Source organism: Paenibacillus montaniterrae (genome assembly GCF_018403185.1).
In the GTDB taxonomy this organism is placed as follows: Bacteria; Bacillota; Bacilli; order Paenibacillales; family Paenibacillaceae; genus Pristimantibacillus; species Pristimantibacillus montaniterrae.
The window spans coordinates 298313-322828 of sequence record NZ_BOSE01000007.1 but is presented as its reverse complement, the minus strand read 5'-3'; the positions used below and the strand labels follow the sequence as shown (position 1 = coordinate 322828).

At 38.1% G+C, this 24516-nt stretch carries 37 protein-coding genes; 32 read left to right on the top strand and 5 right to left on the bottom strand.

The window, feature by feature from the left end:
• Positions 1-113 precede the first annotated feature (113 nt).
• The 6 genes from KJS52_RS18840 to KJS52_RS18815 all read left to right on the top strand — a co-directional run bounded on the left by KJS52_RS18840 (position 114) and on the right by KJS52_RS18815 (position 3043).
• Positions 114-545, top strand: coding sequence for an NUDIX domain-containing protein (locus tag KJS52_RS18840; protein WP_213518204.1), 432 nt, complete (start codon positions 114-116; stop codon positions 543-545).
• Between the two features lie 134 nt (positions 546-679).
• Positions 680-1033: a GNAT family N-acetyltransferase gene (locus KJS52_RS27520; protein ID WP_306433594.1), complete on the top strand. Its 354-nt coding sequence runs from the start codon at positions 680-682 to the stop codon at positions 1031-1033.
• Between the two features lie 67 nt (positions 1034-1100).
• Positions 1101-1511 carry a hypothetical protein gene (locus KJS52_RS18830; RefSeq protein ID WP_213518202.1) on the top strand — a complete coding sequence of 137 codons (411 nt, stop codon included), beginning with the start codon at positions 1101-1103 and terminating at the stop codon, positions 1509-1511.
• Positions 1472-2008, top strand: coding sequence for a hypothetical protein (locus tag KJS52_RS18825; RefSeq protein WP_213518200.1), 537 nt, complete (start codon positions 1472-1474; stop codon positions 2006-2008). The genes KJS52_RS18830 and KJS52_RS18825 overlap by 40 nt, the downstream gene beginning before the upstream one ends.
• Before the next feature lie 123 nt (positions 2009-2131).
• Complete coding sequence (locus tag KJS52_RS18820; protein WP_213518198.1) at positions 2132-2389, top strand: hypothetical protein; 258 nt, start codon at positions 2132-2134, stop codon at positions 2387-2389.
• 90 nt (positions 2390-2479) lie between these two features.
• Positions 2480-3043, top strand: a complete 564-nt coding sequence (locus tag KJS52_RS18815; RefSeq protein WP_213518197.1) for a GNAT family N-acetyltransferase — start codon at positions 2480-2482, stop codon at positions 3041-3043.
• Positions 3044-3183: 140 nt separating this feature from the next.
• Here KJS52_RS18815 and hslO read toward each other — a convergent pair whose 3' ends face one another.
• Genes hslO through KJS52_RS18790 form a run of 5 tightly spaced genes read right to left on the bottom strand, consistent with a single transcriptional unit; the run spans position 3184 to position 6158 of the window.
• Positions 3184-3951, bottom strand: a complete 768-nt coding sequence (gene hslO / locus KJS52_RS18810; protein ID WP_213518195.1) for an Hsp33 family molecular chaperone HslO — start codon at positions 3949-3951, stop codon at positions 3184-3186.
• 23 nt (positions 3952-3974) lie between these two features.
• Entirely contained in the window at positions 3975-4193 is a 219-nt protein-coding gene (locus KJS52_RS18805; protein WP_213518193.1) for a DUF896 domain-containing protein, read from the bottom strand.
• Positions 4194-4215: 22 nt separating this feature from the next.
• Positions 4216-4623, bottom strand: coding sequence for an LLM class flavin-dependent oxidoreductase (locus KJS52_RS18800; RefSeq protein ID WP_281425650.1), 408 nt, complete (start codon positions 4621-4623; stop codon positions 4216-4218).
• A 50-nt stretch (positions 4624-4673) separates the two neighbouring features.
• Positions 4674-5675 carry an LLM class flavin-dependent oxidoreductase gene (locus KJS52_RS18795; RefSeq protein WP_213518189.1) on the bottom strand — a complete coding sequence of 334 codons (1002 nt, stop codon included), beginning with the start codon at positions 5673-5675 and terminating at the stop codon, positions 4674-4676.
• 54 nt (positions 5676-5729) lie between these two features.
• Positions 5730-6158 (bottom strand): MarR family winged helix-turn-helix transcriptional regulator, encoded by a 429-nt coding sequence (locus KJS52_RS18790; RefSeq protein ID WP_213518187.1) that lies wholly within the window; start codon positions 6156-6158, stop codon positions 5730-5732.
• A 282-nt stretch (positions 6159-6440) separates the two neighbouring features.
• Here KJS52_RS18790 and KJS52_RS18785 point away from each other — a divergent pair, with 282 nt between their 5' ends.
• From KJS52_RS18785 to KJS52_RS18660, 26 genes are all read left to right on the top strand, one after another.
• On the top strand, positions 6441-7043 hold the full coding sequence (locus KJS52_RS18785) for a methyltransferase domain-containing protein (protein WP_213518185.1): 603 nt from the start codon (positions 6441-6443) through the stop codon (positions 7041-7043).
• A 98-nt stretch (positions 7044-7141) separates the two neighbouring features.
• Positions 7142-7423 carry a hypothetical protein gene (locus KJS52_RS18780; RefSeq protein ID WP_213518183.1) on the top strand — a complete coding sequence of 94 codons (282 nt, stop codon included), beginning with the start codon at positions 7142-7144 and terminating at the stop codon, positions 7421-7423.
• Positions 7424-7490: 67 nt separating this feature from the next.
• Positions 7491-7895 carry a hypothetical protein gene (locus KJS52_RS18775; protein WP_213518181.1) on the top strand — a complete coding sequence of 135 codons (405 nt, stop codon included), beginning with the start codon at positions 7491-7493 and terminating at the stop codon, positions 7893-7895.
• 259 nt (positions 7896-8154) lie between these two features.
• The gene (locus KJS52_RS18770; RefSeq protein ID WP_213518179.1) at positions 8155-8679 is read left to right on the top strand and encodes a P-loop nucleotide/nucleoside kinase family protein; all 525 of its coding nucleotides are present in this window, start codon (positions 8155-8157) and stop codon (positions 8677-8679) included.
• Between the two features lie 59 nt (positions 8680-8738).
• Entirely contained in the window at positions 8739-9401 is a 663-nt protein-coding gene (locus KJS52_RS18765) for a DUF3885 domain-containing protein (RefSeq protein ID WP_213518177.1), read from the top strand.
• A gap of 108 nt (positions 9402-9509) precedes the next feature.
• Positions 9510-9857 (top strand): hypothetical protein, encoded by a 348-nt coding sequence (locus KJS52_RS18760; protein WP_213518176.1) that lies wholly within the window; start codon positions 9510-9512, stop codon positions 9855-9857.
• A 225-nt stretch (positions 9858-10082) separates the two neighbouring features.
• On the top strand, positions 10083-10385 hold the full coding sequence (locus KJS52_RS18755) for a hypothetical protein (RefSeq protein WP_213518173.1): 303 nt from the start codon (positions 10083-10085) through the stop codon (positions 10383-10385).
• A 318-nt stretch (positions 10386-10703) separates the two neighbouring features.
• The gene (locus tag KJS52_RS18750) at positions 10704-11156 is read left to right on the top strand and encodes an RrF2 family transcriptional regulator (protein WP_213518172.1); all 453 of its coding nucleotides are present in this window, start codon (positions 10704-10706) and stop codon (positions 11154-11156) included.
• Positions 11157-11282: 126 nt separating this feature from the next.
• Positions 11283-12716 carry an MDR family MFS transporter gene (locus KJS52_RS18745; RefSeq protein ID WP_213518170.1) on the top strand — a complete coding sequence of 478 codons (1434 nt, stop codon included), beginning with the start codon at positions 11283-11285 and terminating at the stop codon, positions 12714-12716.
• A gap of 22 nt (positions 12717-12738) precedes the next feature.
• Complete coding sequence (locus tag KJS52_RS18740; RefSeq protein ID WP_213518168.1) at positions 12739-13146, top strand: hypothetical protein; 408 nt, start codon at positions 12739-12741, stop codon at positions 13144-13146.
• Positions 13147-13711: 565 nt separating this feature from the next.
• Entirely contained in the window at positions 13712-14122 is a 411-nt protein-coding gene (locus tag KJS52_RS18735; protein WP_306433593.1) for a phosphatase PAP2 family protein, read from the top strand.
• Between the two features lie 5 nt (positions 14123-14127).
• Positions 14128-14784, top strand: a complete 657-nt coding sequence (locus KJS52_RS18730) for an MGDG synthase family glycosyltransferase (protein ID WP_246563734.1) — start codon at positions 14128-14130, stop codon at positions 14782-14784.
• Positions 14784-15416, top strand: coding sequence for a DedA family protein (locus KJS52_RS18725; protein ID WP_213518157.1), 633 nt, complete (start codon positions 14784-14786; stop codon positions 15414-15416). Before KJS52_RS18730 ends, KJS52_RS18725 begins: the two co-directional genes overlap by 1 nt.
• A gap of 386 nt (positions 15417-15802) precedes the next feature.
• A complete protein-coding gene (locus KJS52_RS18720; protein WP_246563732.1) occupies positions 15803-16057 on the top strand; it encodes a hypothetical protein in 255 nt (84 codons plus the stop codon).
• A gap of 213 nt (positions 16058-16270) precedes the next feature.
• A complete protein-coding gene (locus KJS52_RS18715) occupies positions 16271-16654 on the top strand; it encodes a hypothetical protein (protein WP_213518155.1) in 384 nt (127 codons plus the stop codon).
• 347 nt (positions 16655-17001) lie between these two features.
• Positions 17002-17466 (top strand): SRPBCC family protein, encoded by a 465-nt coding sequence (locus KJS52_RS18710; protein WP_213518153.1) that lies wholly within the window; start codon positions 17002-17004, stop codon positions 17464-17466.
• An 87-nt stretch (positions 17467-17553) separates the two neighbouring features.
• The gene (locus KJS52_RS18705) at positions 17554-18966 is read left to right on the top strand and encodes an alpha/beta hydrolase family protein (protein ID WP_213518151.1); all 1413 of its coding nucleotides are present in this window, start codon (positions 17554-17556) and stop codon (positions 18964-18966) included.
• 33 nt (positions 18967-18999) lie between these two features.
• Positions 19000-19284 (top strand): YjjG family noncanonical pyrimidine nucleotidase, encoded by a 285-nt coding sequence (locus KJS52_RS18700; protein WP_213518149.1) that lies wholly within the window; start codon positions 19000-19002, stop codon positions 19282-19284.
• A 28-nt stretch (positions 19285-19312) separates the two neighbouring features.
• Positions 19313-20011: an MBL fold metallo-hydrolase gene (locus KJS52_RS18695; protein ID WP_213518147.1), complete on the top strand. Its 699-nt coding sequence runs from the start codon at positions 19313-19315 to the stop codon at positions 20009-20011.
• A gap of 31 nt (positions 20012-20042) precedes the next feature.
• Positions 20043-20525 carry a GyrI-like domain-containing protein gene (locus KJS52_RS18690; RefSeq protein ID WP_213518145.1) on the top strand — a complete coding sequence of 161 codons (483 nt, stop codon included), beginning with the start codon at positions 20043-20045 and terminating at the stop codon, positions 20523-20525.
• A 32-nt stretch (positions 20526-20557) separates the two neighbouring features.
• A complete protein-coding gene (locus tag KJS52_RS18685) occupies positions 20558-20980 on the top strand; it encodes a GyrI-like domain-containing protein (protein ID WP_246563730.1) in 423 nt (140 codons plus the stop codon).
• Between the two features lie 56 nt (positions 20981-21036).
• The gene (locus KJS52_RS18680) at positions 21037-21387 is read left to right on the top strand and encodes a VOC family protein (RefSeq protein WP_213518143.1); all 351 of its coding nucleotides are present in this window, start codon (positions 21037-21039) and stop codon (positions 21385-21387) included.
• 51 nt (positions 21388-21438) lie between these two features.
• Complete coding sequence (locus tag KJS52_RS18675) at positions 21439-22194, top strand: class I SAM-dependent methyltransferase (protein WP_213518141.1); 756 nt, start codon at positions 21439-21441, stop codon at positions 22192-22194.
• A gap of 49 nt (positions 22195-22243) precedes the next feature.
• A complete protein-coding gene (locus KJS52_RS18670) occupies positions 22244-22879 on the top strand; it encodes a DinB family protein (RefSeq protein ID WP_246563727.1) in 636 nt (211 codons plus the stop codon).
• 69 nt (positions 22880-22948) lie between these two features.
• A complete protein-coding gene (locus tag KJS52_RS18665; RefSeq protein WP_213518140.1) occupies positions 22949-23707 on the top strand; it encodes a hypothetical protein in 759 nt (252 codons plus the stop codon).
• The gene (locus KJS52_RS18660; protein WP_213518138.1) at positions 23697-24515 is read left to right on the top strand and encodes a VOC family protein; all 819 of its coding nucleotides are present in this window, start codon (positions 23697-23699) and stop codon (positions 24513-24515) included. Before KJS52_RS18665 ends, KJS52_RS18660 begins: the two co-directional genes overlap by 11 nt.
• Position 24516 lies beyond the last annotated feature (1 nt).

Sequence of the window (24516 nt, the reverse complement as noted above, 5' to 3'; positions counted from 1 at the left end):
ATGCTTCTCATTAGTACTAAGCGCAGTGAACTACATGAAAAATAGATTTGAATTGAAGCAAATTCATAGAGATTGGAAAATTATCAAGAAACGAATGAAAGCGTGGGTTATTTATGGAAAAAGGTCAAGATGCTGCTGCAATAATTATAATCGATCAATTGAATCGAGTTTTGTTAGTGCATCAAACATATGGAAGAAAAGTATGGTCATTGCCTGGAGGAATGGTAGAAAGTGGAGAGAGTGCGTGGAAAGCAGCAGAGAGGGAGTTAAAAGAAGAGGTCAATATTGTTGTTGAAGACTTGGAATTAGCAGGATTGTATTTTCAACCGCACAGAAATCGATATATTTACACATTCAAAGCATATAAGTATATAGGTGAAATTCAAGTGGATCAAAAGGAAATAGATGAATACGGTTTTTTTGACATTAATTCTTTACCTAAGCCCATAACTAGCTTTACAGCAGAAAGGTTAAAAGATGCGATAGCAAGTACAAAAACAATATTTAAGGAAGAAATTAAAGCAACCTATAAAATCTATGAATAAGGTTTTGGACAAGGGATGATATTCAATGGAACTAATCAATATTGAACCATTAACACGTAATAATTGGGAACAAGCTGTCAAGATATCTCTTGAAGAGAAGCAAATATCTTTAGTTCCTTCCGGTTTTTGAGAGTATAGCTTTCGCATATATAAAACCTTGGGATGAGGCACTTGATCCATATGTTCTAGAAAAAGAAGGGAAGATTTTCGGCTTTTTTTATTTGAGTTACACACCGATGAGTACAGATAATTATTGGATAGGTGGTTTCCAAATAGATAAATCATACCAAGGCAAAGGGAATGGTAAGAGAGCTTTAGGAGCGATAATAGATTTTATCAGGAAAAGGCATCCGAAATGTAGAATAATTTCATTGACTGTGGAAAGAAACAATCTTATAGCCCAGAATTTGTATAAAAGCATGTTTTTTGTTTGTGAGAATATGACTAACCAAGATGGCGAAGTTATCTATAGGCTGAAAATCAGTTGAGTTCGGAGAGCTGGTGAATGCTGAGATACCATGTTAAATCTTCGCAGATCATAAAGGAGAGAGTTTAGTGTCCTTAGTTCATGATAACGAGATCTTATCCTATGAAGTAGATTTATATAATACGAGAATTGTTCTTCATACTTTATATGAAAATAAGAGATTGATTGAATACACTGACGTTACTTTCGAAGGTGTTCTTTGTCATATGTTTGAACACCAACTATCTGGCAGTATCATTCTTACGATAAATGAGTATGAGTTGGATTACTTCTTTAGGAACGAAGAGAATTTAGAACTCCTTAGTAAAACTAAAAATTATGGTTGGCCAATGATTTATGAAGACGCTGTTCAATTAGAACAGAACTTAAAGCAATCACAATACAAATACATAGTTATTATGTCTTCATACGGATTAAATGGATGGATTCTTGCAAAGGAATGGTTATCCGAAATCGCAAAAAGAAAAATAGGGATTTAGTGATGATAAAACCTTGGATATTTGAAACAAATAAAACAGGCTTTGACTTTTGTCGTTCAACATTAATAGAACTAATTTCAAGATTTCCTCTAACTCAATTTGAAGGAATCCATCTGATCAATTCCAGATGGGGACATTTATCATTACTAGATGAAGATGAAATAACTTATCATGAATCGCCAGAATTTTGGGCTAAAGATTTTTATTGGGGTACAGATACATTTTGGTGGAAATCAGAAGACGAAAGAATTTTAATGAATCTTAGTCCCTTGAAACCTAAGAGGGACGATAAAGAGACTATTTATGAACTATGGGAAGTGCCAAGTAAAGAAGAATATATATTCGTAAACCGCGAGGAAATAAACGACTTATTCACGAATCATTTAATTAACAATGTTTTTGAAAAAACATGGTGTACAACTAAGTATAACTATAATGAAGCATTAAGGGATTTATATAAATACAAAGGCTGGATTGAATACAAAGAAATTTGTTAGTAGTTTAATGAAGACACCAACTTTGGATAACAAGCATTAACGCACGTAGAATACACTCCTCGTCACTGGTGATCTTTCGCAGAGAAGCTGATTAAAACAGAACTTACTTATGCATTAATTGAGGTGACGAATAGCGGTATTAACTTGTTCAAAAAAGATGTAGATTTTTTATGGATGTTTGGATATATGATTTCTCTGTTTCCTTACTTTTTTGGTGAATATGAAGAATGGGAACAAAGAGGGAAGAAGATGATTGAGGAAGCTATGACCTTGAAACCTAATGACCCAATAATAGAGATGCTCTACTTGTCTAGTATACCTTTATCTAAATATAAAGATTCATGTAGGTGTTGGAAAGATTTAATAGAGAAGGTTTATTAAATACTAAGAAATTGTAGAAGTAAATACAAGAACGTTATAGGAAATCAACGAAAAATCTGTAATAAAAAATGTATTCAAGGATGTGATTAGATGAATCCGATGTTGTTGCCTGTCCCTTCGGAATTCAATACTGAAAGATTGCTAATACGAGTACCTCGCCCGGGCGACGGAAAGGTAGTTTACGAATCCATTTGTAAATCGATTGAAGAATTGAAACTTTGGCTGCCCTTTGCGCATAATGAACAGTCCGAAGAACAAACTGAGATAAATCTGAGAGAAGCCTATTCTAACTTTCTGACACGCAAAGACATGAGGTTATTAATATTTTTGAAGGAAAGCAATCAATTCATAGGATCATCTGGTCTACATAATCCAAATTGGGACATACCCAAATTTGAAATTGGATATTGGATTGATACAAGGTTCAGCGGCAAAGGATATATGACTGAAGCAGTTAGAGGAATAGCCGAATTTGCTTTTAATGAATTGAGCGCACGTAGAATTGAAATAAGATGCGATACCTTAAATGTAAAGAGCAAATCAATTCCTGAAAGACTTGGATTTACATTGGAAGGCACTTTAAAAAACGATGATTTTTCAGCAGATGGAAAAAGGTTAAGGGATACGCATATATTTGCAAAAATTAGGGAGTAGAGCTTCAAGAAAGGGTGATTGTAATATTAAAATCTTTGCAATGCTGGTAAGAAGCGATTGCTTGAACAATCGCTCCCCTTTACCTTAAGACACTGCTTAAATCATCGAAAAAAAATCTTTATTTCAAACGGAAAAGAATGTTAAATCGCTAATTTTTTTATTTCTTCTAAATTTTCTCGTGAAAATTGATACTTTTCATTACAAAAATGGCATTGTGCTTCAGCCTGTCCATCTGTATCTATTATACTTTGAATTTCTCCGCTTCCGAGACTTACAATAGCGTTAGCGATTCTTTCTCTTGAACATTCACATTGAAATTGAACAGGTGTTGCTTCAAGAATGCTGACATTTTCTTCTGTATTCGGTAGCGGCTGAATAATAAAACCACCAGCCGCTTTAATGGTGTAATCTGGATTTACAAGAACGTCTATGCCAACAAAAGATGGTACTTGTTCTGAATGCAATAGATAAGAGGCAAAATCCTCGCCTATTTCACCTGATACAATAGGCACCTGCCCAATAAAAGGGTGGTTTAAACCAGTATCTTTCGTGACGGAAATGTTCCCGTTTGTGCCCACCGCTGATCTAATATCTGGTGCCCCCTGCTGATTAAGTGGCGCTGGTGCATGCGGATTTGAAACTAAGCCCCTCACGTTGCCCCTGGCATTTGCATCAACTAGAATTGTACCGATAGGACCGCCACCATTAATTTTTATGGTTAGTTTTTGTTCGCCTTTTAGCATGCTGCCGAGTATGACTCCTGCTGTTATAGAACGTCCCAATACAACAGAAGCAACCGATAACATATCATGGCGGCGTCTTGCTTCTTCAATTGTTTCGGTTGTAATAGCGGCATACGCGCGAACTTGTTTATTATGAGAAATTCCTTTTACTAAATAATCGTTCACTCTATTCACCTTTATACATGAATTTATTCTTTTGGTTTCAAGTTGCGGACTCTTTCAGGTGTTACATCATTTCCGAGTGGATCGAGTACAGTCAACCCTGAAATCGTGTTGAGCACTTGCCCGCGAATTTCACGTAAATAATCTTGTTGCAAGACAATTTGCTCAACCATTTCGGCGTTTGTTAATCCAGTTTCGCGCTTTTTTTTCGCCAATTCGTTAATTCGATCTAAGCCTTTAATCATTTATATTTCATTCCTTTACGATTTATTTGCAGGCGCGGAAGTAATCGATTATAAATCGATATCCCGATCTAAAACCTCCTTGTATTGGTTTAGGTGCTTCGTTTGGATTCCTTGATAAGTCAATCGCTAAAGCTTGAGTAAACGGTTTGAATTCACCGGTAATTTCTCGCCACTTATTTACAAGTTTGCGCTGGTCATTGACACCCTGTGAATAAAATAACCAACCATCTGTATGCTCGGCTAACCACTCAATTGTTTGGCCGGAATATCCTGTTCCCAGAATGGGAATGTCGGATAAAGTGGGCTTGGGAATAATGTCTCCTTGCTCCAATTCCATTCTATCAGTCCTCATTTTTGGAAATGACACTTTCCATACTTTTCTCATGACCTCTATAGACTCTCTAAATAATGCTGCACGTTCGGTCCATATAATCGTTCTCCTGCTCTACATTAGTCACATACTGACAATTGTTGCTTTGTTTAGAACCAGAGATCTGCAAGCATCTTCATCGACCGCTTTCTATCTTCAGGATTGTAGGTGTATGTCACAACAATCAGTTCATCGGCCCCACTTCGCTCTGTAAACTCTTCTAATTTTTTACGTACTGTTTCTGGAGAACCTACTGCTTTAATGCTGAACATCGATTCTATAAATGCTCTTTCCTGTTCTGTTCCTATTTCTTCAGGATCCACAGGTGGCTGCAATAATCGCCGTTTTCCAGTTTGCGCATCCAATAAAAATCGCTGTGTTGTGGTCCAAAGTTTCTGTGCTTCCTCATCTGTTGGAGCAACAAGTACGTTTATTCCAGCCATGACATAAGGTTCTTCAATTTGTGCTGTTGGAGCTGTCGATTTGAAGGCCGAACGATAGAGGTCAATCTTCTCTCTATAATTGTCCGGTGTGAAGTGTGTGGCAATGGAATAAGGCAATCCCAGTTGACCAGCAATCGAGGCGCCGCTTGTGCTTGAACTTAAGATCCATATTGGTATATTCGTGCCTGTCCCTACATTTGAGGTTACAGGGACACTATGGGCCACCCCATCCTCACTGAACCAGCCCATCAGATCAAAAATTGAATTGGCAAAAGATTGCGGATCACTGCCGGAACGAGTTAAGAGCTGAGCCGTCTGCGCATCGGTGCCTGGAGCCCGACCAAGGCCCAGATCAATTCGGTCAGGAAACAATTGGGCAAGTGTACCAAAACTCTCAGCTACCTGCAGTGGAGCATGGTTAGGCAGCATAATACCACCAGAACCAACACGAATTCTTTCCGTCATCTTTGCAGCCAGTCCAATCAGGTTGGAAGTTGCCATGGATGCCAAACTGCTCGTGTTATGATGCTCTGCAAACCAGAGTCTCTTAAAACCTAGCTTATCTAACAGTTGCGCAGTTTCTAAAGATTGTTCTATTGCTTCTTTAATCGTTTGCCCTTCTGATATACTGACTAAATCAAGCACGTTCAAGGGTATATGTTTTGTCATTTTGTTCACCTCTATATTAATTAGCATGCTAATTATGTTTTTGAAAAAAGATGTTTAGTCGTGGGATTTAGAAATATTTTCATGAATTTGTTGCATGAGACGACGGAGCAACAAGCGCTCCTCAGGCAAGATACCTTCCAACATTTTTTCTTGCTGAATTTTCCAAACTTCCTGAATCGGTTTCTGTAACGCCTTACCTTCAGGTGTTAAATAAACCCTGCTCACTCTCCCATCTTCGCTATCACCCTTGCGATAAACTAAACCGTATTCTTCAAGCTTTTTTATCATATTTGTCGTAGTGGGAGGTTCGCAACCCATGCGCTTACTTAACTCTAACTGTGTAATGCCTTCTTCCATCCAAAGTTGGCGAAGTGCATGATCTTGGCCTACATGAAGGTTATATTGGCGCAAATATTCAGAGTAGTTACGTCGTGTTCGAGCGCATATTTTATCAAGAAGCATTCGGATTTCATCCTCGATCATCACTCGTTCTCCTTTATCAAATTAATTAGCACCCTAATTATATGCTGTTCCTTTATCTAGGTCAAGCTATTGTATTTAATCATATTTTTAGCTCTGAACGCTCCGACGATTGAATCAGGATCAGTTGCACAATTGGTAAAGACGAAGTTTCAATGGCGAAAGGTTTTTAGCCTTGCAGTCGAGAATAAATGATTAAAGCAATTCGTCGAAGCCCAAGATGCTTTGCCGTTGCTCGAAAAGGTTCAAAATCCGTGATACAAAAATGCCGTCAGGGGGATACGAATGAATGATCAAAAGCTTTTAGAGTTTTATTTAAGCATGCGCGAGCCGGAATCATATCAATGGAACATCTCTCCTAGAAGCCTATATTTGGAATTGGAAACAAGAGATTTTTTTGCAAGACATTTTGAAGTATTCGACGGAATGAATGTTATTAATATTGGAATTGGTGTTGGAGAGTGGGATGATTATTTAGGCTATATCTTGAACGGATTAGGTCGACTTACGAGCATAGATATTGACCAAGAGATTTGCAACATATTTAGATATAGGCAGAGAAGGGAAGGTCATCCGAATTCCTCAAATATAATTTGTGAGGACTTCTTAACCTGCAAGCTTCAAAAAATGGATTATGATTTGGTAACAATGATCGGATCTGCCCTTCAAGAGATAGGGGCTTATCGTGAAGTATTTGAAAAAATATCTTATATCTTAAAACCTAATGGTCATTTAATGTATATGGATTTTGATAAATACAATAATAAAGACAAACTACAAGCAATATTACATGAGGTGCGTTTGGAAGTAGTAGAAATGGAAGAATTCAATCGGTTTTCGAATTCGGGATTCTATTGTATGAAAATAAGGAGAATAGACAGGAATTAACGATAACCCCCCAAGAGGCGGCATCCGTCGTATCATTTAATTAAGCTCTATTTTTACAACTGTAGCGCTACGTTTCACTTAGGCCAAAAGGAGTATTTATGAAAAGTTTAATTCAGCGATTAATCTTGGTTTTGATAGTAATTATTGGATTGTTTTTGTTTTGGGATTCGTATCGATCAACTACTATCGAAGTAGTATTTGTTGAAAAAATAAGCAAGAATGAAATGAGCGTGATTAATTTAAGTGGTCGAGAAAGAACGATTGTTGTCCCGTTAGATCTAACAGATATTATTGAAGTGAATAAACGATACACAGTATCCTATGACAAAAGAATTTTAGACAACTTTAAATTAAGAAAGATATATGCAAATAGTGAGTAGGACAACCGCAACAGGCAGGTTCGTTAAAAAGAAAACGTAAGCTGAAGACTAAAGGAGGTACTAAAAAATGAAAGCTTTATCAACCTTCTTTAAAGCAAGGATCAATTCATATAAAGCATTTCCTGTTTATAGCTTGATTGGATATTGTTTAGTGATCATAACTTTATTAATCAATATAGCATTTCGAATAGTATCAGATATAGGGCTTAAAATTATATTATCCACTTTCAGTTCGCTGTTTTTAATTTTGACTACAATTTGGTTAGTAATGGGAGTAATTGAATTGCTAACTTTAATCAAAACAGCTTTAAGTTTAAAGAAAAAACTAAGTAGGGATGAAATAGAGAACGATGTATATCGTAACAGATTTAGAAGACTAAAGAAGTTTTTAATAATAAATATAGGTTATATCGTGTTAATACTATTACAGATAGTGTATGTTATATTTAATTGGGAAAAATTAAATATTTAACATTCGATATAATTATTCAATACCTCGAACACCTCAGATCAAATCCTGAATTGTTATTATCCCAACCGTTTATCAATCGTCCGTCCCTTACATATAGCCAGGTAACTAATGAAACAACGGTTCTTAATCTCATGATTGCAATGGTTAGAGAAATCCATTATCACACCGGGCAAATAATATATGCAGCAAAGATTAGAAAAGGACAACTTGTATGGAATTATGATTAGTTTAAAAATTTATTACAGTGAGAGGAAACAGCATGTTCTTTTTACAAATGTCGGGCTTTCCCGGATCAGGAAAATCAACGCTGGCGAAACTTATATCTAAAGCAACGAATGCAATTATAGTCGATCATGATATCTCTAAAACAGCTATTTTAGAAGCATTAGAAGATCAAAACCTAAGTATGTATACCTTAGGTAAAACTTCATATCATATTGATTGGTCATTAATCGAATTTTACTTAAGTCAAGGGTATAGTGTAATTTTTGACGCGCCCTGTTTATATGAAGAAATGATTGAAAAAGGTCAGCAATTGAGTGCAAAGTATAAGGCCCAATACAAATATGTAGAATGTTACGTCGATAATTATGAATTGATTCAAAATAGCTTAATGACACGAGAAAGAAAAATTAGCCAAATACAAAATACAACATACGAAGCATTTAGAAATGGAATTCAACAGAGTAAGAAGCCTGAAAAATATGAATATTTGATGGTCGATAGTTCTAAACCAATTGAAACATATTTAAATAGCGTAATCGAATACATTAATCTAGCGTAGCAAGAATATGACTCATGCTCCAACCCATTTCGACTAAGATAGGAGCTATCTAGTTTAAAATGAAAAACGGAGAGAAAACAACGATGGATCTGAAGAAATATTTAGAAGAACATTTTGAAAATCTAACGTTAAAACCGCCTCTATTTTATAGCTGGGACATATCGATCAGATTTGAACTTGGAAATCCCCTACTATTTGGGATTAACAAAGAGCATTATATGGAACAGGTTTATTATCGAGCGCTCGAATTGTTTAGAGCGCTTCATAAAGTAGAAGATGAAGTCCTGCTAGTTACTCATGCTTACTTTGCTGATAGACCTAATAACAAAGTGAAGAAGTTAAACCTATATAAAAAATATATTAATAAGAAAAAGTCGATTAGATTTTTGAAACTAGAAATACTTCCAGATTGTGAACCGGACGAGATGCCGGATCCAAGGAGTAATATGTATAGATACTGGACCCGATGTAGGGTTGGGGACTTAAATTATATTCAATTAATCAAAGCTATTTGTAACCATGATGTTGGAATTAAGCCAATGATCTACCATAGGGTGTATTTTATCAATATAAACAATAAAACAATATTTCATATTTATGATGATCGAGGTTGCGATGTCATCGCATCGTCTAGAGAAGAATTAATGAGGATTTTTGAAGCGTTTAATGGTTGGATTTTAGATTATGATCGAGATAGAATTAACAGAGTATTTTTGGGATAAGGGTGAAGCACTTGAAGAAGCCACTTGAGAAGTATGATTTTGTTCTTCAATCTAAAGATAAAAAGTCGAATATAATTTTTTTCCTTCATAGATGTTGAATTAGAACGATTGAAATCCATTAACTATCTTGTAATTATAAAGGACGATCAGTTAGCAGGGCAAGTCGATATTTGGATTGAACGAAATGAATTTGCTCGTTTTGTTGAAAAGTTATTAAATGCTGAAAATAGCGAAATTGAGAACATAAGTTTAAGCGCAATTAGTGCAGAAGAGTTAAAAGTAATTTTTATCAATCAAAGAATAGGAGGTTACGAAATTGCCTATTCGATTAAGAAAATGAGGTATTTACAAAATCGATTGATTGAAACCACACTAAAAGGATTTTTTGAATACGACATTGAGTTTTTAAACCAGTCAAAAGAGAAATTAAAAGATATTCATAAACTTTTATCATAAGCATTCGGAAGCAATTCATGGTCTCTTTGCAGGTACTCGAGAGAATTGAAGAACAATTAGTGATTTGAATTGCAAGGATGAGTTCGGGGAATGAACAAAGGAATTATTGAGTTGATGGACAGAACTTCAAGTGCAGGAAAAACTAGTATCTCTATTGAATTGTTAGATTAGATCGTACTTACTGTTTCATAGCAGGTGTATCTGTAGATTTCAGAAGGATAGGTGATGATTGTGAAGCTTAAATACTTAATGATTGCCCTGATATTATGTTTAACAATGATTGTCTTGACGGGATGCGTACCTGGTGATGGCACAAATAATGCGCAAAACCCTGCGGGATTTTTATGGGGGATTTGGCACGGCTGGGTAGCTCCGATCTCATTAATTATTGGCGTTTTCAATGAAAACATTAGATTATATGAAACCTATAACTCTGGTTGGTGGTATGATCTAGGTTTTTATATTGCTGTAATAAGTGGTTTTGGAGGAATATCATTTTTTCGTCGCAAGAAAGGAAACAGAGACTAGGTATCAAACTCATTGTCGCATGCGATCCTTAGTCACTGATAGAGATGTTGGCAATAATGCTGTTTCATCAGTGGAATTTTTCTAATCCAATGACTGATAATAAAACTAAGTAAAAATACGAACGAGAAAACCAGTAAAAGCGCAACGACCAAAGATGCCCGACCTCAAAAACTCCCCTACCCATATAATGTGGCGACAGCGGATATCTGCTGATACAATAGAATTACTTCGGCATTTTGCATAAATAGATCAATAACGACAATTAGTGAAATGGAATTATGCAAAATGCTCACTTGAATACAGTGAGGTGAGCATCTTATGATAAAGGAAAAGTATACATTAACGGCAACGCCCAAGTGGCTTGGCTATGCGCTGCAATCGCTTGTGTTTATGTCCGGACAACAAAAGGAGCACTGTGCCAGTAACGAAATTGCTGAAAATGTCTGCAGCGAGGCTACCTTAACACGCCGTGTTCTTTCCCGCTTGGTTAAGGCGGGGATCGTCGATGCAAGAGAAGGGAGGGATGGCGGCTATGCACTTAGCCGCAAGCCAGAAGATATTTCGTTTGCCGATGTATACCGGGCAATTCAGATGGTAGAGCCCTTATATACAGGCTTGCTGGACACAACAAAAGACGGCCCTTTTGCCCAGGAAACGAGAGCAATGTTTACCGACGTCATTAATGAATCGGAGCGGCAACTGATTCAAGTGTTGGAAAGGTATACGATAGCAGATTTGATTCTTAAAATCAATCAGGAAAATAATGACTAAGAACATAGAAATTTTCTAAATGTGATTGACAAAATCACAGTATTGGCATATACTGTGATTTATGTAGTCACATTTTTAGTTAAACTGTGATTTTTAAAATCATAGTTTAGAAAGGAGGGATTTATTTTGCAAGAGGAGCAACCCTTTTCTATCCGCACGATTATAGCCCCTTTGCTTGCAGTAGTTGTCGGAATGATTATGGTCATTCTGGACAGTACGATCGTGAATGTAGCTTTTCCCAAATTTCAGCAGGAATTTGATAGCCCATTGTCTGTTGTGCAGTGGACGTTTACGGCGTATACCTTAGCGTTGTCAGCCGTCATTCCACTTGCCGGCTGGATGATGGACAAATTCGGCGCCAAACGCATTTTCCTTGCGACCATTGTGTTCTTTACGCTTGGATCGATACTTTGTGCTATGGCTCAAACTATTGAGCAACTGATCGTGTTCCGAATTCTACAGGGACTGGGTGGCGGTATGGTCACACCAATTGGTATGGCGATAATTTACCGACTGGCGCCTCCTCACAAGATCGGAGCTGTGATGGGCGTACTCGGGATTCCTATCCTGATTGCTCCTGCGTTTGGTCCCGTGCTGTCCGGCTGGCTGATTGACCATGTTTCTTGGCAGTGGATATTTCTCATTAATCTGCCCATCGGACTCATAGCTATCGCGATCGGCTGGAAACACCTGCCGGACTTGTCACGTAACCATGTGTCAAAGCTGGACATTCTCGGTGTGATCCTTGCTCCTATTGCTTTCTCAATGCTGGCCTTTGGTGTCGGAGAAGGAGCCTCGGACTTGAAATCTCCACTCACTGTAATTGCCCTTTTCCTTGGGGTAATCGCATTATTCGGGCTAATTGTAACGGAACTGAGACAGGAACAACCTCTACTCGAATTGCGTGTGTTTAAATCTCCGGATTTTACAAAAGGTATTTTGCTTCTATGGCTTGTGCAAATTGCCTTGTTTGGCGTCATGATTTTGTTTCCCGTATATTTGCAGGTTGTTCGGGGTTATTCTCCGTTGGACACGGGTTTAATCATGCTTGCTCAAGCCGTCGGCTCCATGCTCTTCACACCGATAGGGGGCCGGTTGTTCGACAAGGTAGGGGCTCGTCCGCTGGCACTCATCGGTCTAACAGCTGTCTCGGTCGCATTATTCTGGCTATCCCGGATATCCCCGTATTCCGAGTTAATTATGCTATTGCTTCCCTTGTTTGTCATTGGAAGTGGGATGGGGCTAATTATGATGTCGTTAAATACGCATGTTCTTAATTCCGCGCCGCGGGATCTTGTTGGTAGGGTGACCTCTTTAACTGCGGCTGCTCAGCATATCGTAACATCGCTAGCGGTAGCGGGACTAACCGGATTCCTTGCTTTTCGAACGAATGAATTAAATATGAGTGTGGAATGGGAGGGCATGGCTGCGGCCTATAGCGATGCATTTCTGCTAACGTCTATACTGACTGCCGCAGGTATCGCGCTTAGTCTGACGCTGCGCAAGCCGCGGCTTGTGCTTGATCCACCAGAAGCAAGTATCGAATCAAAAATTAACTAGTTCGGGAAAGGGGTTATTTGTTATGCAGACAGCAACACAACAACAACAAAACATCTCACCAACATTGAGAAGAACCTTGCTAAAGGGCTCTGTGGTGGGCGTGATTTCTGCGATTGCAGCCAATTTGTTGGCATGGGCGATTATGTCGAGCAATGATTATGATTTTGTCATGTTAAACGGCGTTTCTATTACTTTATCAGCCTTTTTTGTCAATGTAATTGGGGCATTTATATTCCGCATTATGCAGAACCGGAGTTCACGAGCAGTCATTTATTATGCGATTCTTAGCTTAATTATGGCTGTACTCATGTCGCTTAATACATCCGCCAACCCGATGGAACCGAACATTGAATCCGTCGCCAATCCGCTGCACTATGCAGTAGCGATTTTGTCACTGGTGTTAATTCCGTTCTTAATGAATCGCAAGTGACGGACCTGGACTAAAAATCAAAAATCTCCTGATGTTGGGTAAGGTGTAAACGAGCGCGTTACCCGACAAAAAGGAGACATATCGTATGCATAAGCTACATACGGGTCAAGCGTATCCAGAATGACAGTAACAAGCTTAAGATTCAAGATACAGAACTATTGTTCTTCATCTGAAATGCTTATTAGAAGACCAGTTGAAAAGAACCGTTCTACCTGTCGCGGTAGAATGGTACTTTTGATTTTTTTGGACTATTTTTCGAACTAATTGTAAAGGAACGTTTATTTCATGTGACGCAAGATATTGGTTTTCGGTCTATCGACCGATATTAATTCAATCGCACGACGCTGGGAGCATTCCCCTTGCTTTGTTATATTTAGCATAACAGCCTGTTGCAGAGGATTTATGGTTACTCCAACCAAGCTCGAATTCATTTTAGGAGGGAGTAGAAAGAAGTATGCATTGGATAAGACAAATTGATCATATGATGTTTTTCTGGTGCAACCAGCGACTGAGTGGTCGGGTCCTGGACCGATTGTTCGGATGGATCACTCACTTGGGAGGTGCGTTGTTTACTATTATTTGCGCAGTATCTTTGGCATGGTTTGCCGAAGGGGAACTCAGCAGAATCGGGCTGCAAAGCTTAATTGCCTTGGTCGTTAGCCATATCGCTGTTGTCCTGATCAAGAGAAAGGTGCGCAGAGATCGGCCTTTTCGCAAGATGGAACGGGTTAAGGTAGGCAAATTCCCATTGAAGGATTACTCCTTTCCATCCGGTCATACAACCGCAATTTTTGCCCTTGTTACACCTTTAATGTTCGTCTCTTCGCCAGTAATGATATTTATTTTAATTGGACTGGCCTTGTTAGTAGCCGTATCCCGAGTTTATTGGGGCTATCACTATCCGATCGATTGTATGGCAGGAGGAATGGTCGGATTCCTGACGGCGATGCTGGTTATTTGGTGCATGCAAAATTAAACGTTGTGAGGGAAGTAATTGTTATGGATCGTGTGAAGCGGGAAAAACTACTGATTCTATCAGGCTCATTCGGGGATGGCCATATGCAGGCAGCCAAGGCGATTTTGGAAGCATCAGCGCTATACAAACCGGGAATAGAGGTGAAAGTGGTCGACTTTATGGAGTTGGTCCATCCCCGTATGTATGCGCTTGAACGGCATTGCTTTCTGCAATGGATGAAGCATTTTCCTTCCTCGTACGGCTATTTGTATCAGAAGACACGTACGGACAGCATGCTAACATTTTTTCTGAAGCATATTCGCGCGACCAGCCAGCAGCGTCTGCTCATACTTTTGCAGGAGGAACAGCCGACGATGGTTGTCAGCACGTTCCCGCCGGCGTCAGCCGCAATGTCGTTGCTTAAGGAAAAAGGGAAGACGGATCTGCCGACGACAGCGATAATTACCGATCATTCCGATCACAGCTATTGGATACAGCCGTCTACGGATTTATATCTGGTTGGCTCCGAAGGTGTGTGTGCTGCTCTGCAGAGAAAAGGCATTGCTCGTCACAAAATCGCTGTAACGGGCATCTCTGTCCGCTTGTCCGCTCCTGACAGCTTTGTCGTGACTGGTGATGGGCGGAGGCAGCGGAATTTTTCAGTACAAGAGGGAGAATGTTAATGGATCTGATCGGTGTAGTTGAACGATTATTTCACGAATATGGATACCTGGTCCTGCTAATTGGTTTGCCGCTGGATTTCATCGCTCTCCCCATTCCTCCGGGCAATAGTACCTTGACTTATACCGGTTTCTTAGCCTCTAAAGATGTGCTTCACGGGCTATCAGCAATTATAGCAGCTTTGGCGGGATCGATTATAGGGATTACCATCACATACATGATTGGCTACAAGGTCGGTATGCCAGTGATAGAACGTTACGGCCGCTGGCTTTTCCTCAAGCCGGAGATTGTTGAGAAGACGCGTTACTACTATGACAAATACGGGAATCGACTATTGCTGCTCAGCTTTTTCATTCCTGGTGTACGACAATTTATCGGCTATTTTATAGGAATTATCCGTGTACCTTATCAGAAAGTGCTCCCATATGCCTATATCGGGGCGGCTTTATGGATTATAGCATTTTTTTCAATCGGCTATTTCTTTGGCGAGAATTGGAAATATATATTTAATATCGCCGAGCAATACTTGAAGTACTTTTTTATTGGAGTTGCTGTTCTCGTAGGGGGATGGTTGCTGGTTCAGGCTCAAAGAGCGAAAGGTAGTCGCTCTAACAGGGAAGATAAGGAACATTGAGAACGCTTGTACGCAGATGTAAATAAAGGTAAAATATAACTGATTAAGAAGGGACTGCCCATCCATGCTAATTGTACTGACCAAGTTTTCCTGGAACTTGGTCTTTATTACATATTTCAGGTTAGCGAATACTAGAATGCTATCGAACATCCAAATTTATATAAGAAATTGCTGTGAACTTGTTCGTTAATGCAAGACCGCTAATCGTAGGGTCAGCAGCCAACAAATCAATTTTAGATTTTATTATTCTGGGTTGCTCGTAATTCCTATTCGTATTACGGATTGGTTTCATGGAGGGGAATAGACGTAGGTGTTGTCTCCACGTGAACCCGACTATACCACCTATAGGCGATTCCACTACGAAGGCATGTGAAAGGTTATCATCATTGTTAGCAGAACTTGTCAAAGAGTATCCAGCTGGAAGTAATATTGTGAGCATTACTCATAGAGGATTTTTATGGGGTATTTGGCATGGCTGGGTGGCTCCGATTTCATTAATTATTGGTGTTTTCAATGAAAACATTAGATTATATGAAACATATAACTCTGGTTGGTGGTATGATCTGGGTTTTTATATTGCTGTAATAAGTGGTTTTGGAGGAATATCATTTTTTCGTCGCAAGAAAAATAGCAGAGACTAACATATAAGAATTCAGGAGACAATTATGGAAACTCGTATCTACAAGGAATAAATAGACTATGGAAGTGAGGGTGATTCGTTTGAAAGAAAAAGAAAAAGGAGATAGAAAAATTGGACCAGCAGCTTCACAGTTCAGCAAAGTAAATACTGAAGAGATGAACCCTTTAGAATACTATTGCGGAGTCGCCTAACCACAACAAGAAAGGAAACTTTAATGCCTAAATTTATGACATTGATGTTATTGCTGATGGTTACAGTTTTCTTAACAAGCTGTAAGCAAGATAATAAAGCTATGTTACTTGGAGTTTGGGAATCAGATCAAGTAAGTCAAATAGTTGGAAGTGATGAAGAGTTAGGACAATATAATTACTTGGAAGTAACAGAGACTAATATTCATGCTAAAACATTTAATTACGTTTCAGTAGAAGGTGGAAGTTCACAAAGGAACTTTAGTGAGGAAGAAAAAAATATAAATTATCAATGGATAACGGAAAAACAAATCCTGCTGCAAGACTCATTATTCGAGATTGAATTAAAGAAAGATCAAATGGTATTAAAAAGCAAAAATATTGAAATACACTATTATAAAAAAAGATAGATGATTGGTGAGTTGATAGTATTTCGGTAGAAGATGGTACAATAGGGAAGACAATTGAATCTGGGTGGTCATGGTTTCCCTTTGAAAGGAGGTGAGGCCATGGAAGCAAAGGATGTGTTAACGATTATCAAGAGAAAGTAAAAACCCACCCTAAGGTTGCAGTTCAGTTGCAGCCAGAGGTGGGTTTTTGGTCTTTTTTAACTAAGAAGGGAGCTCCCATCTAAGCCAATTGTTAAGCTGAGTGTTTGCCGCACTCGGTTTCTGTACAAGTATGATAACATAACTGGAAAAAGAAGTGAACCAGAAATTCCAGTAATAGAGCAAACTTCGCGAAAGGAAGTGTCAACATGTTATTAAGCCATGAACCAATTGTAAGATCCGAAATGCTTATTAAAAGACCAGTCGAAGAAGTATTTGAAGCCTTTATAGATCCAGAGATTACAACAAAATTTTGGTTTACTAAAAGTAGTGATCGTTTAGAAGTTGGAAAACGAATTCTTTGGGAATGGGAGATGTATGGCGTTTCAGATGAAATCTATGTAAAAGATATCGAGAAAAACAAACGGATTCTTGTTGAATCGTCGGATGGGACTAATATTAAATGGCTCTTTTCCCCAAGAATTCATAATGAGACTTTTGTCTCCATTGAAAACTACGGATTCGCAGGAAATACTGAGGAGGTCTTAAACCAATGTATTAACTCAATGGGAGGATATACGATAGTACTGTGTGGACTAAAAGCTTTCTTAGAGCATAAAATCGTCCTTAATCTAGTCTTGGATAAAGCTCCTGATGCTCATGTAAACAAATAGTAATAAGGTTGCTGAAGACTTGGAATTAGCAGGATTGAATTTTCAACCACACACTAGTATAAGACCACCAATATAAGGGAGAAAAACGTGAGAATTTTCGAAATATTATTAACTTTTTTGACTTTTGTTATGCTGTTTCAGCAAACTATGCCGAGAAAGCTCGCTGCTTCGGCTGGATTTGCGAGCATTGCTGTATTAGCGGGACAGCTTTTTTTTGAGGGGTATAGGTGGCAAATGGTTTTGATTTATCTGATCTCCATCCCCCTTGCCTTTATCACGATCATCAGAAAAAGGCTTCCTAACAGGAGATGGAGGCCGTTGAAATATGGTTTGTATGTTCTAACATTTACTATACTGGCGTTCTCCGTCTTCCTATCTGTATATCTACCGGTTTTCAATTTGCCTAAGCCTGACGGCGCTTATTCGGTCGGAACGAAAACGTTTCATTTGACCGACCGCGGCAGAGAAGAATCGCTGACAAACAATCCGCACGATAAAAGAGAACTGATGATCCAAGTATGGTACCCGGCACAAGATTTGAATGGACAGAAACAGGCACCTCTCTTTCCCGAAGACGCAAGCACATTTCACGAATATATTGAGAGGTTCGCAGATGGATTTGGCCTTCCCGCGTTTGCATTGGACTATTGGCGCTACATCAAAACCAACTCATACGAAAACGCCACGATTTCATCAGCTGAAGCCCGATATCCAGTCGTCATAGTCAGCCACGGCTTTGGAACAAGTCGGCTGCTGCACGCTTCCCAAGCCGAGCATTTGGCAAGCCATGGATTTGTAACAGTTGCGATTGATCATACTTACAGCACAACGGCCACGGCTTTTCCCGACGGACGGGTGACAGGCCTAACAACTGAGCAATATTTGAACGGAGCTTCCGAAAACATCGACAAGCTCGGGAACATTTGGACGCAGGATGCTGACTTTGTCATCGACCAGTTGAATCAGCTAAATCGTGATGCCTTTGAGAGAAAACTGGATATGGACAACATCGGGATGATGGGTCATTCGTTTGGCGGTGCCACGGCATTTAACACCGCATATTCAAATCACAGAATTAAAGCTGGAATCAACATGGATGGCTCACTATACAATGTCAACGACAAGCAGGCGATTTCAAAGCCGTTTCTATTCATGGAATCGAGTAGCTTTATAGACCTCAAAAACAAGGCGCTTAGCGGAAATATTTCTGAAGAAGAAATCAAAAATTCAGGTTTAACGAAAGAAGAATTCAACAAGATGATTGAGGAACGAAAACGGGAGTACAAAATCATAGACCAAGCATCAATGGTGTATATTGAAGGTACGGAGCATTATAATTTTACCGATTTGCAGCTCTATTCAAAGCTTTTGAAGCTGCTCGGCATGACGGGCGACATTGACGGTAAAAGAAGCGCGAATATCGTGAACCAGTACGTTTTGGATTTTTTCAACAAGCACTTAAAAGAAACCAGTGATGGCACCTCTTTACATCATGAATGAAAGAATAAATTGAAAAGCAAGGAGGCTACTGGATTGCAATACGAAATCATTTTATTTGATGCTGATGATACATTATTTGATTATGTCAAAGCAGAAATATATGCTCTTACAAATACATTTGAAGAATTTGGGGTTTTTATTATGCCAAGCCAGTTAGAAAGCTATAGAAAAATTAATCAACTGCTTTGGGATGAGTATGAAAAAGGAGCGATTAATCTAGGCCAGCTAAGAACGGAAAGGTTTAGAAGACTCTTTATAGAATACAATTTAAATTTAGATTCATCGATATTCAGTGAAAAGGACCTAGGAATCCTTTAAGATTGAAAAGCTATAAAAGGAGAAAAATATGAATCTTTATGCTATAAAGTTTGGTGAATCATCCCTGTTTGCAAAGTATATTTATCGTGATATAAAAAGCGACGAGAAAATGCAAATCTCATGGTCTTATTATTTGGCTCAATACAATAATAAAACCATTTTATTTGATGTTGGTTTTCGAGATCAAATTATCGCTGAAAAGTGGGGCATAACCTTGATAAATATAGAAGATGAAATAAACCATCTAACTAACTTGAATCAGATTGATGTTATATTTATCACTCATAGCCACTTTGACCATATAGACAATTTAGATTTATTCAGAGATTCATTGATAATTATCTCTTATGATGAATATATGAACGTAATAAATAATGGAAAACCGTCTACCCGAGAAAGACTGCTTAAAGAAAATGTGATAACAGTTAAAAATGAGTTTTTGTTTGATAATAAATTTAAGTTCAAAGTTATTGGTGGTCATTCAATCGGTTCGTCAGTAATTTATTTTGAAGAGAATGATAAAAGTTATGTAATTACTGGAGACGAATGTTATAACTGTAGCAATTTAATTGGGAATAGACCTATTGGAGTTTACTCAAATACAGAAAAAAATGAATCTTTTATTTCTGATGCTCTTCAGAATGAGTATATTCCATTACCCTGTCATGATTTAAATCTTTTTAATAAATATAAGAAAATTTCAAGTAATATTGTTCAAATCATTTAGTATGTAAATCCAAAGGAGGAAATGAACAATTATGAATAAACAACTGGAGGCATCATTTGAAATTGAAGTTGTTAACAGAGAATATAAGCTTGTAGGAATGTCTATTACTGGGAATTTTCCGGAGTCATTCCCTGAAGTCGCTGTTACTGTTCAAAGAGAGTTTTGGGAAAGAAGAAAAGAAATAAAAAACTCAAAGGATTACGAAACTCTATTCAGTCCTGGAATGTGTAATGGTATTCTTGCTACTTATTTTGCGTGTGTAGAGGTTACAGAAGTCGACAATGTTCCTGAAGGAATGATTGCTTTTACACTGCCAGACACAGAGTATGTAAAAGTATCATGTACAAATAAAACAATAGGTGAAGGTTACAATAAGCTTTTTGATTGGATGAAACAAAATAGATATGAACATAAATTTTATGGTGCTTGCCAAATCGAGATCTTTTATATAAATGATGAAGTAGATGAGGAGCCTGTCGAAATACTAATTCCAATATGCAAATTGAATGATTAAAGTAAGGAATATTCGAAACGAAGAAGGATAATATGGAACCCACAATTTATAAATTTCCATCAATGAATATCCTTGGAGTTGGGAGTATAGGAACTATAGTAAGTCCTAGTGATGTTTGGCCGATTTTATTTTCTAAAATTGAAGAAATTCCTTACAGAAAGCATCCTGTTAAGACATTAGGTATCATAAAGAGAAATGAACAAGGTTACTTAGCTGGAGTGGAGGTTGAGCAAATTATAGATATACCAGAAGGAATGTACTCCTATGAAATACCAGCAGGCAATTATATAGGAATGACACATAGAGGACCTTTAAATAAGATAAATATTAATCATTTGGATTGCTGTTCAAGTTTATATAATAGATTGGTTTTCTACCATTCATTTAATTTACATTATACTAGGTTTATTCATACAGATAGTAACCCTATTGCCAAATGTTCAAGAGAAATATAGGCAGCGTTTATAAAACAAAAAAACAACCAGCATTTTTATGCAAATGGAGGAGAACGATGATTGTTAAACGGATTGTGACTAACTTTTATTCAAACAATATTTCAGAAGCTAAATACTTTTATGAGGAAGTTTTAGGACTTGAGCTATTGATGGATCTGGGGTGGATTGCCACTTATGGAGCTGACCAAGAAATGAGAGTACAAATTAGTTTTGCTTCGCAAGGGGGTTCTGAAACTCCTGTACCTGATATATCAATTGAAGTGGACGATGTCGAGGCTGCTTATGAAAGAATAAAGAATGCTGGATTTCAGATAGAATATGGCCCTGTAAATGAGCCTTGGGGTGTTAGACGTTTCTTTGTACGTGATCCATTTGGAAAACTAGTTAATATTCTTGCTCATTTGTAAGATATCTAAATGTTGAAGCCAGTTGTAATTGCTATAAAGGAGCGATGAATGATGAACAATAAAGAAAGATTTTCAGACCGAGTCGATTCGTATTTGAAGTATCGTCCAAGCTATCCTGAAGAAGCTATTGATTATTTGTACGATCATGTCGGTTTGCGTTCGAACAGTAGAATTGCAGACATAGGTGCTGGTACAGGCATATTTTCAAAGCTAATTCTGGAACGCAGAAGCTATGTGATTGCAGTCGAGCCAAATGAAGCAATGCGAGCAGCCTCAGAGCAGATGCTAAACAAAAACTCGAATTTTCAGGCTATATCAGGTTCCGCTGAATCAACTGGATTACCTGATCAGTCGGTTGAATTTATCGTCTGCGCACAAGCATTTCATTGGTTTGATCGCTCAGGAGCACAAGCTGAGTTTCGTAGAATTTTACAGCCTGGTGGGAAAGTAATATTAATATGGAATACCCGTCTAACAAATGGTACTCCTTTCCGTGAAGAATATGATGATCTCCTTCATACGTACGGAACCGACTACAAAAAAGTAAACCACAAAAATGTATCGCAAACGATGCTTCAATCTTTCTTCAAGGAAGTCACCATGCATGAAGAAAGATTCAGAATTAGTCAAGAATTTGATTTTGAGAGCTTGAGAGGCCGCTTGCTATCATCTTCCTATAGCCCTGTACCTGGACATCCACACTACATTCCGATGATGAAGGAATTACGAAATTTGTTTGATAGAACTAATAAGGATGGTATTGTTCATTTCGATTATGAAACGGAGATATTTTGGGGAGAGGTATAGCAGTCAAAACAATAAAGGCTATCGTCGAGAGGCTTCTCGATGTATAATAATGGAACAAAGCTCAGACAACAAACGCCCAAGCCTAGATATGAGCTATCTAAGGCATGGGCGTTTTGTCAATATAAAAGCATCAATTAAAGATTTAAGAGAATTAAAAGATATTGTTGAGAGGAAGTTTTCCATGAAAATTGAAGAGATCTATCAAAACTTAGAAGCGACAAGAGACGAATTAATAAGAGCTCTTGATGGTTTGAGCAAAGAACAGTTGAACAGACAGATAGCCTCATCCAGCTGGAGCATCTGTCAAGTATGTCAACACCTGGCAAAGACTGAAGAGCTATATGTCGTAGCGATTATGCGAGGGCTAAAGAGTAAAGAAGATTCATTACTAGAGAAAAAATCATTAGACTTTCTACTTGATAGAAGTAAAAGGTTAACTGCTCCTGACATCGTTAAACCAACTGATGAAATTTTAGAATATGAAGAAATTATTGAAAGGCTAAGCCATTCAAGAGAGAAGCTATATAAACTATTAAACTCGGTAGAAGACCCATCAGTGCTGAGTAAAAGACAGTTCACACATCCTGTATTTAAAGAGATGTTATTAATTGAATGGGTCAAATCAGTGTACTTGCATGAACAAAGGCATACTAAACAAATTCATGAAATTAAAGCTGGATTTTAAGAGGGAAGTGGTACAAAGAAATAATTTTGATGCGATTGTTAAGTGATCATGAATTATGGGGGAAAGACAATGAGAGCAACTCAGGATATTCTTGAAATTTGGCGGAAGTTCAATGACTTTCCAATGGAAACAATAACGAAGGGATGGTACAGCCAGATTTCTTTGGGTGATAAGCAAAGAAGCGTTGAGCTAATGAAGCAACATAGAGAGCAGTATGGGACATCAGGAAATTGCTTCGACCTATCCATTTGGTTGATTGATGAGTTTAGAAAGAATAAGCTGAATTGCTACGCTATATTTACGCCGCATTCACATGTGGCTGTAGTAGTTATAAATGAGGAAGGAAATAAGTACTTATGTGATCTTGGAGATCAATGGATAGAACCTATACTTATCGACCGACAACATGAAGCATATACTGAACAATTTCTGGACGGGTTCTTTCCAGGCACCCAAATTAGGTTGAAGGTTCTGTTAGACCATCTTGTTGTAACCTACAAAAGACCAAATGGGAAGCATAGTAAACAAAGATTTGATCTGACTCCGATTTCTGATAATGAGCTATTAGCAGCAGGAGAGAAAACTCAAAGGAAGTTAAGTACTCCATTAGTTGAGAAACGATTATTTTTAGAGAATCAAGTGGCCCATTGGGAATTTGATAACTACAAAAGTTTTACTAGCTATCAAACTGGTAGAGAAAAAGAAGTTCAACTTGACAGTATTGAGGAATGGGCTAATCGAATAAGTAGAATGAGTGGAATAAATGAAGAAGTCGTATTGAAGTCATTGCAGGTTTATTTGGAGAAGGAGGGAAAACATGTCAACTAATAGTTCAGTACCCACGCTCTATTATGATGGACAGTTTATCGATGTACTATGGGACAATTTTGGAAATTGTGTGAAGTGGTTTGAACAATACTTTGGCTGGAAGGTGAAAATGCAAGAAGACTGGAAGGTAGATCCTAGATGTCTGGAAGGGAAAATGACGCAAATGGATTTCGGCACGTGGTTGATTACATATCTTACAAATTCAAAGCTGCCGCATCATTTTGTTGATAGGGGAACCGTTGAATCGAATATTCGTTTGTGCTTTCGAACGCGAAATCTAGAAAGCATGCACAACACGCTTTCGCTGGATGGCATTAGGGTATCTCCAATATATGATGGGCCTAAAACCAGATACGTTGATATTTGGGCTACATCAGAGGGCATTAGATTGACATTGCAAGAGGATTTAGCGGTTCCTATTAATGAGTTATTACCTTCATGGATTAGAGTTGGAGTAAACAATCTTGAGGATTCTGTCAAATGGTATGAACAATATATGGGGATGAAAGTCGTTGAGCAGGATAAAAACAACCATTTCGTCATCATGTCGTTAAAATTAAATCATTCAGAAGCGGATTCGCTATGGGTAATCGAACAGAGGCCTGAAGGAACATTTTCAGGAAAGGTAAATGATCAAGTTCAACCATCATGCTGGATCAAGGAAAGAGAGGACTTTTTTAGATATCACCAATATTTGATTAGCAGCAGTATAGACACCTCTGAAATTGGAGGATTTTTAACTAGAGGAATGGTTAGTTTTCATTTTTACGACCCGGATGGAAATCGCTTTAATGTAAGCAGTATGTAGT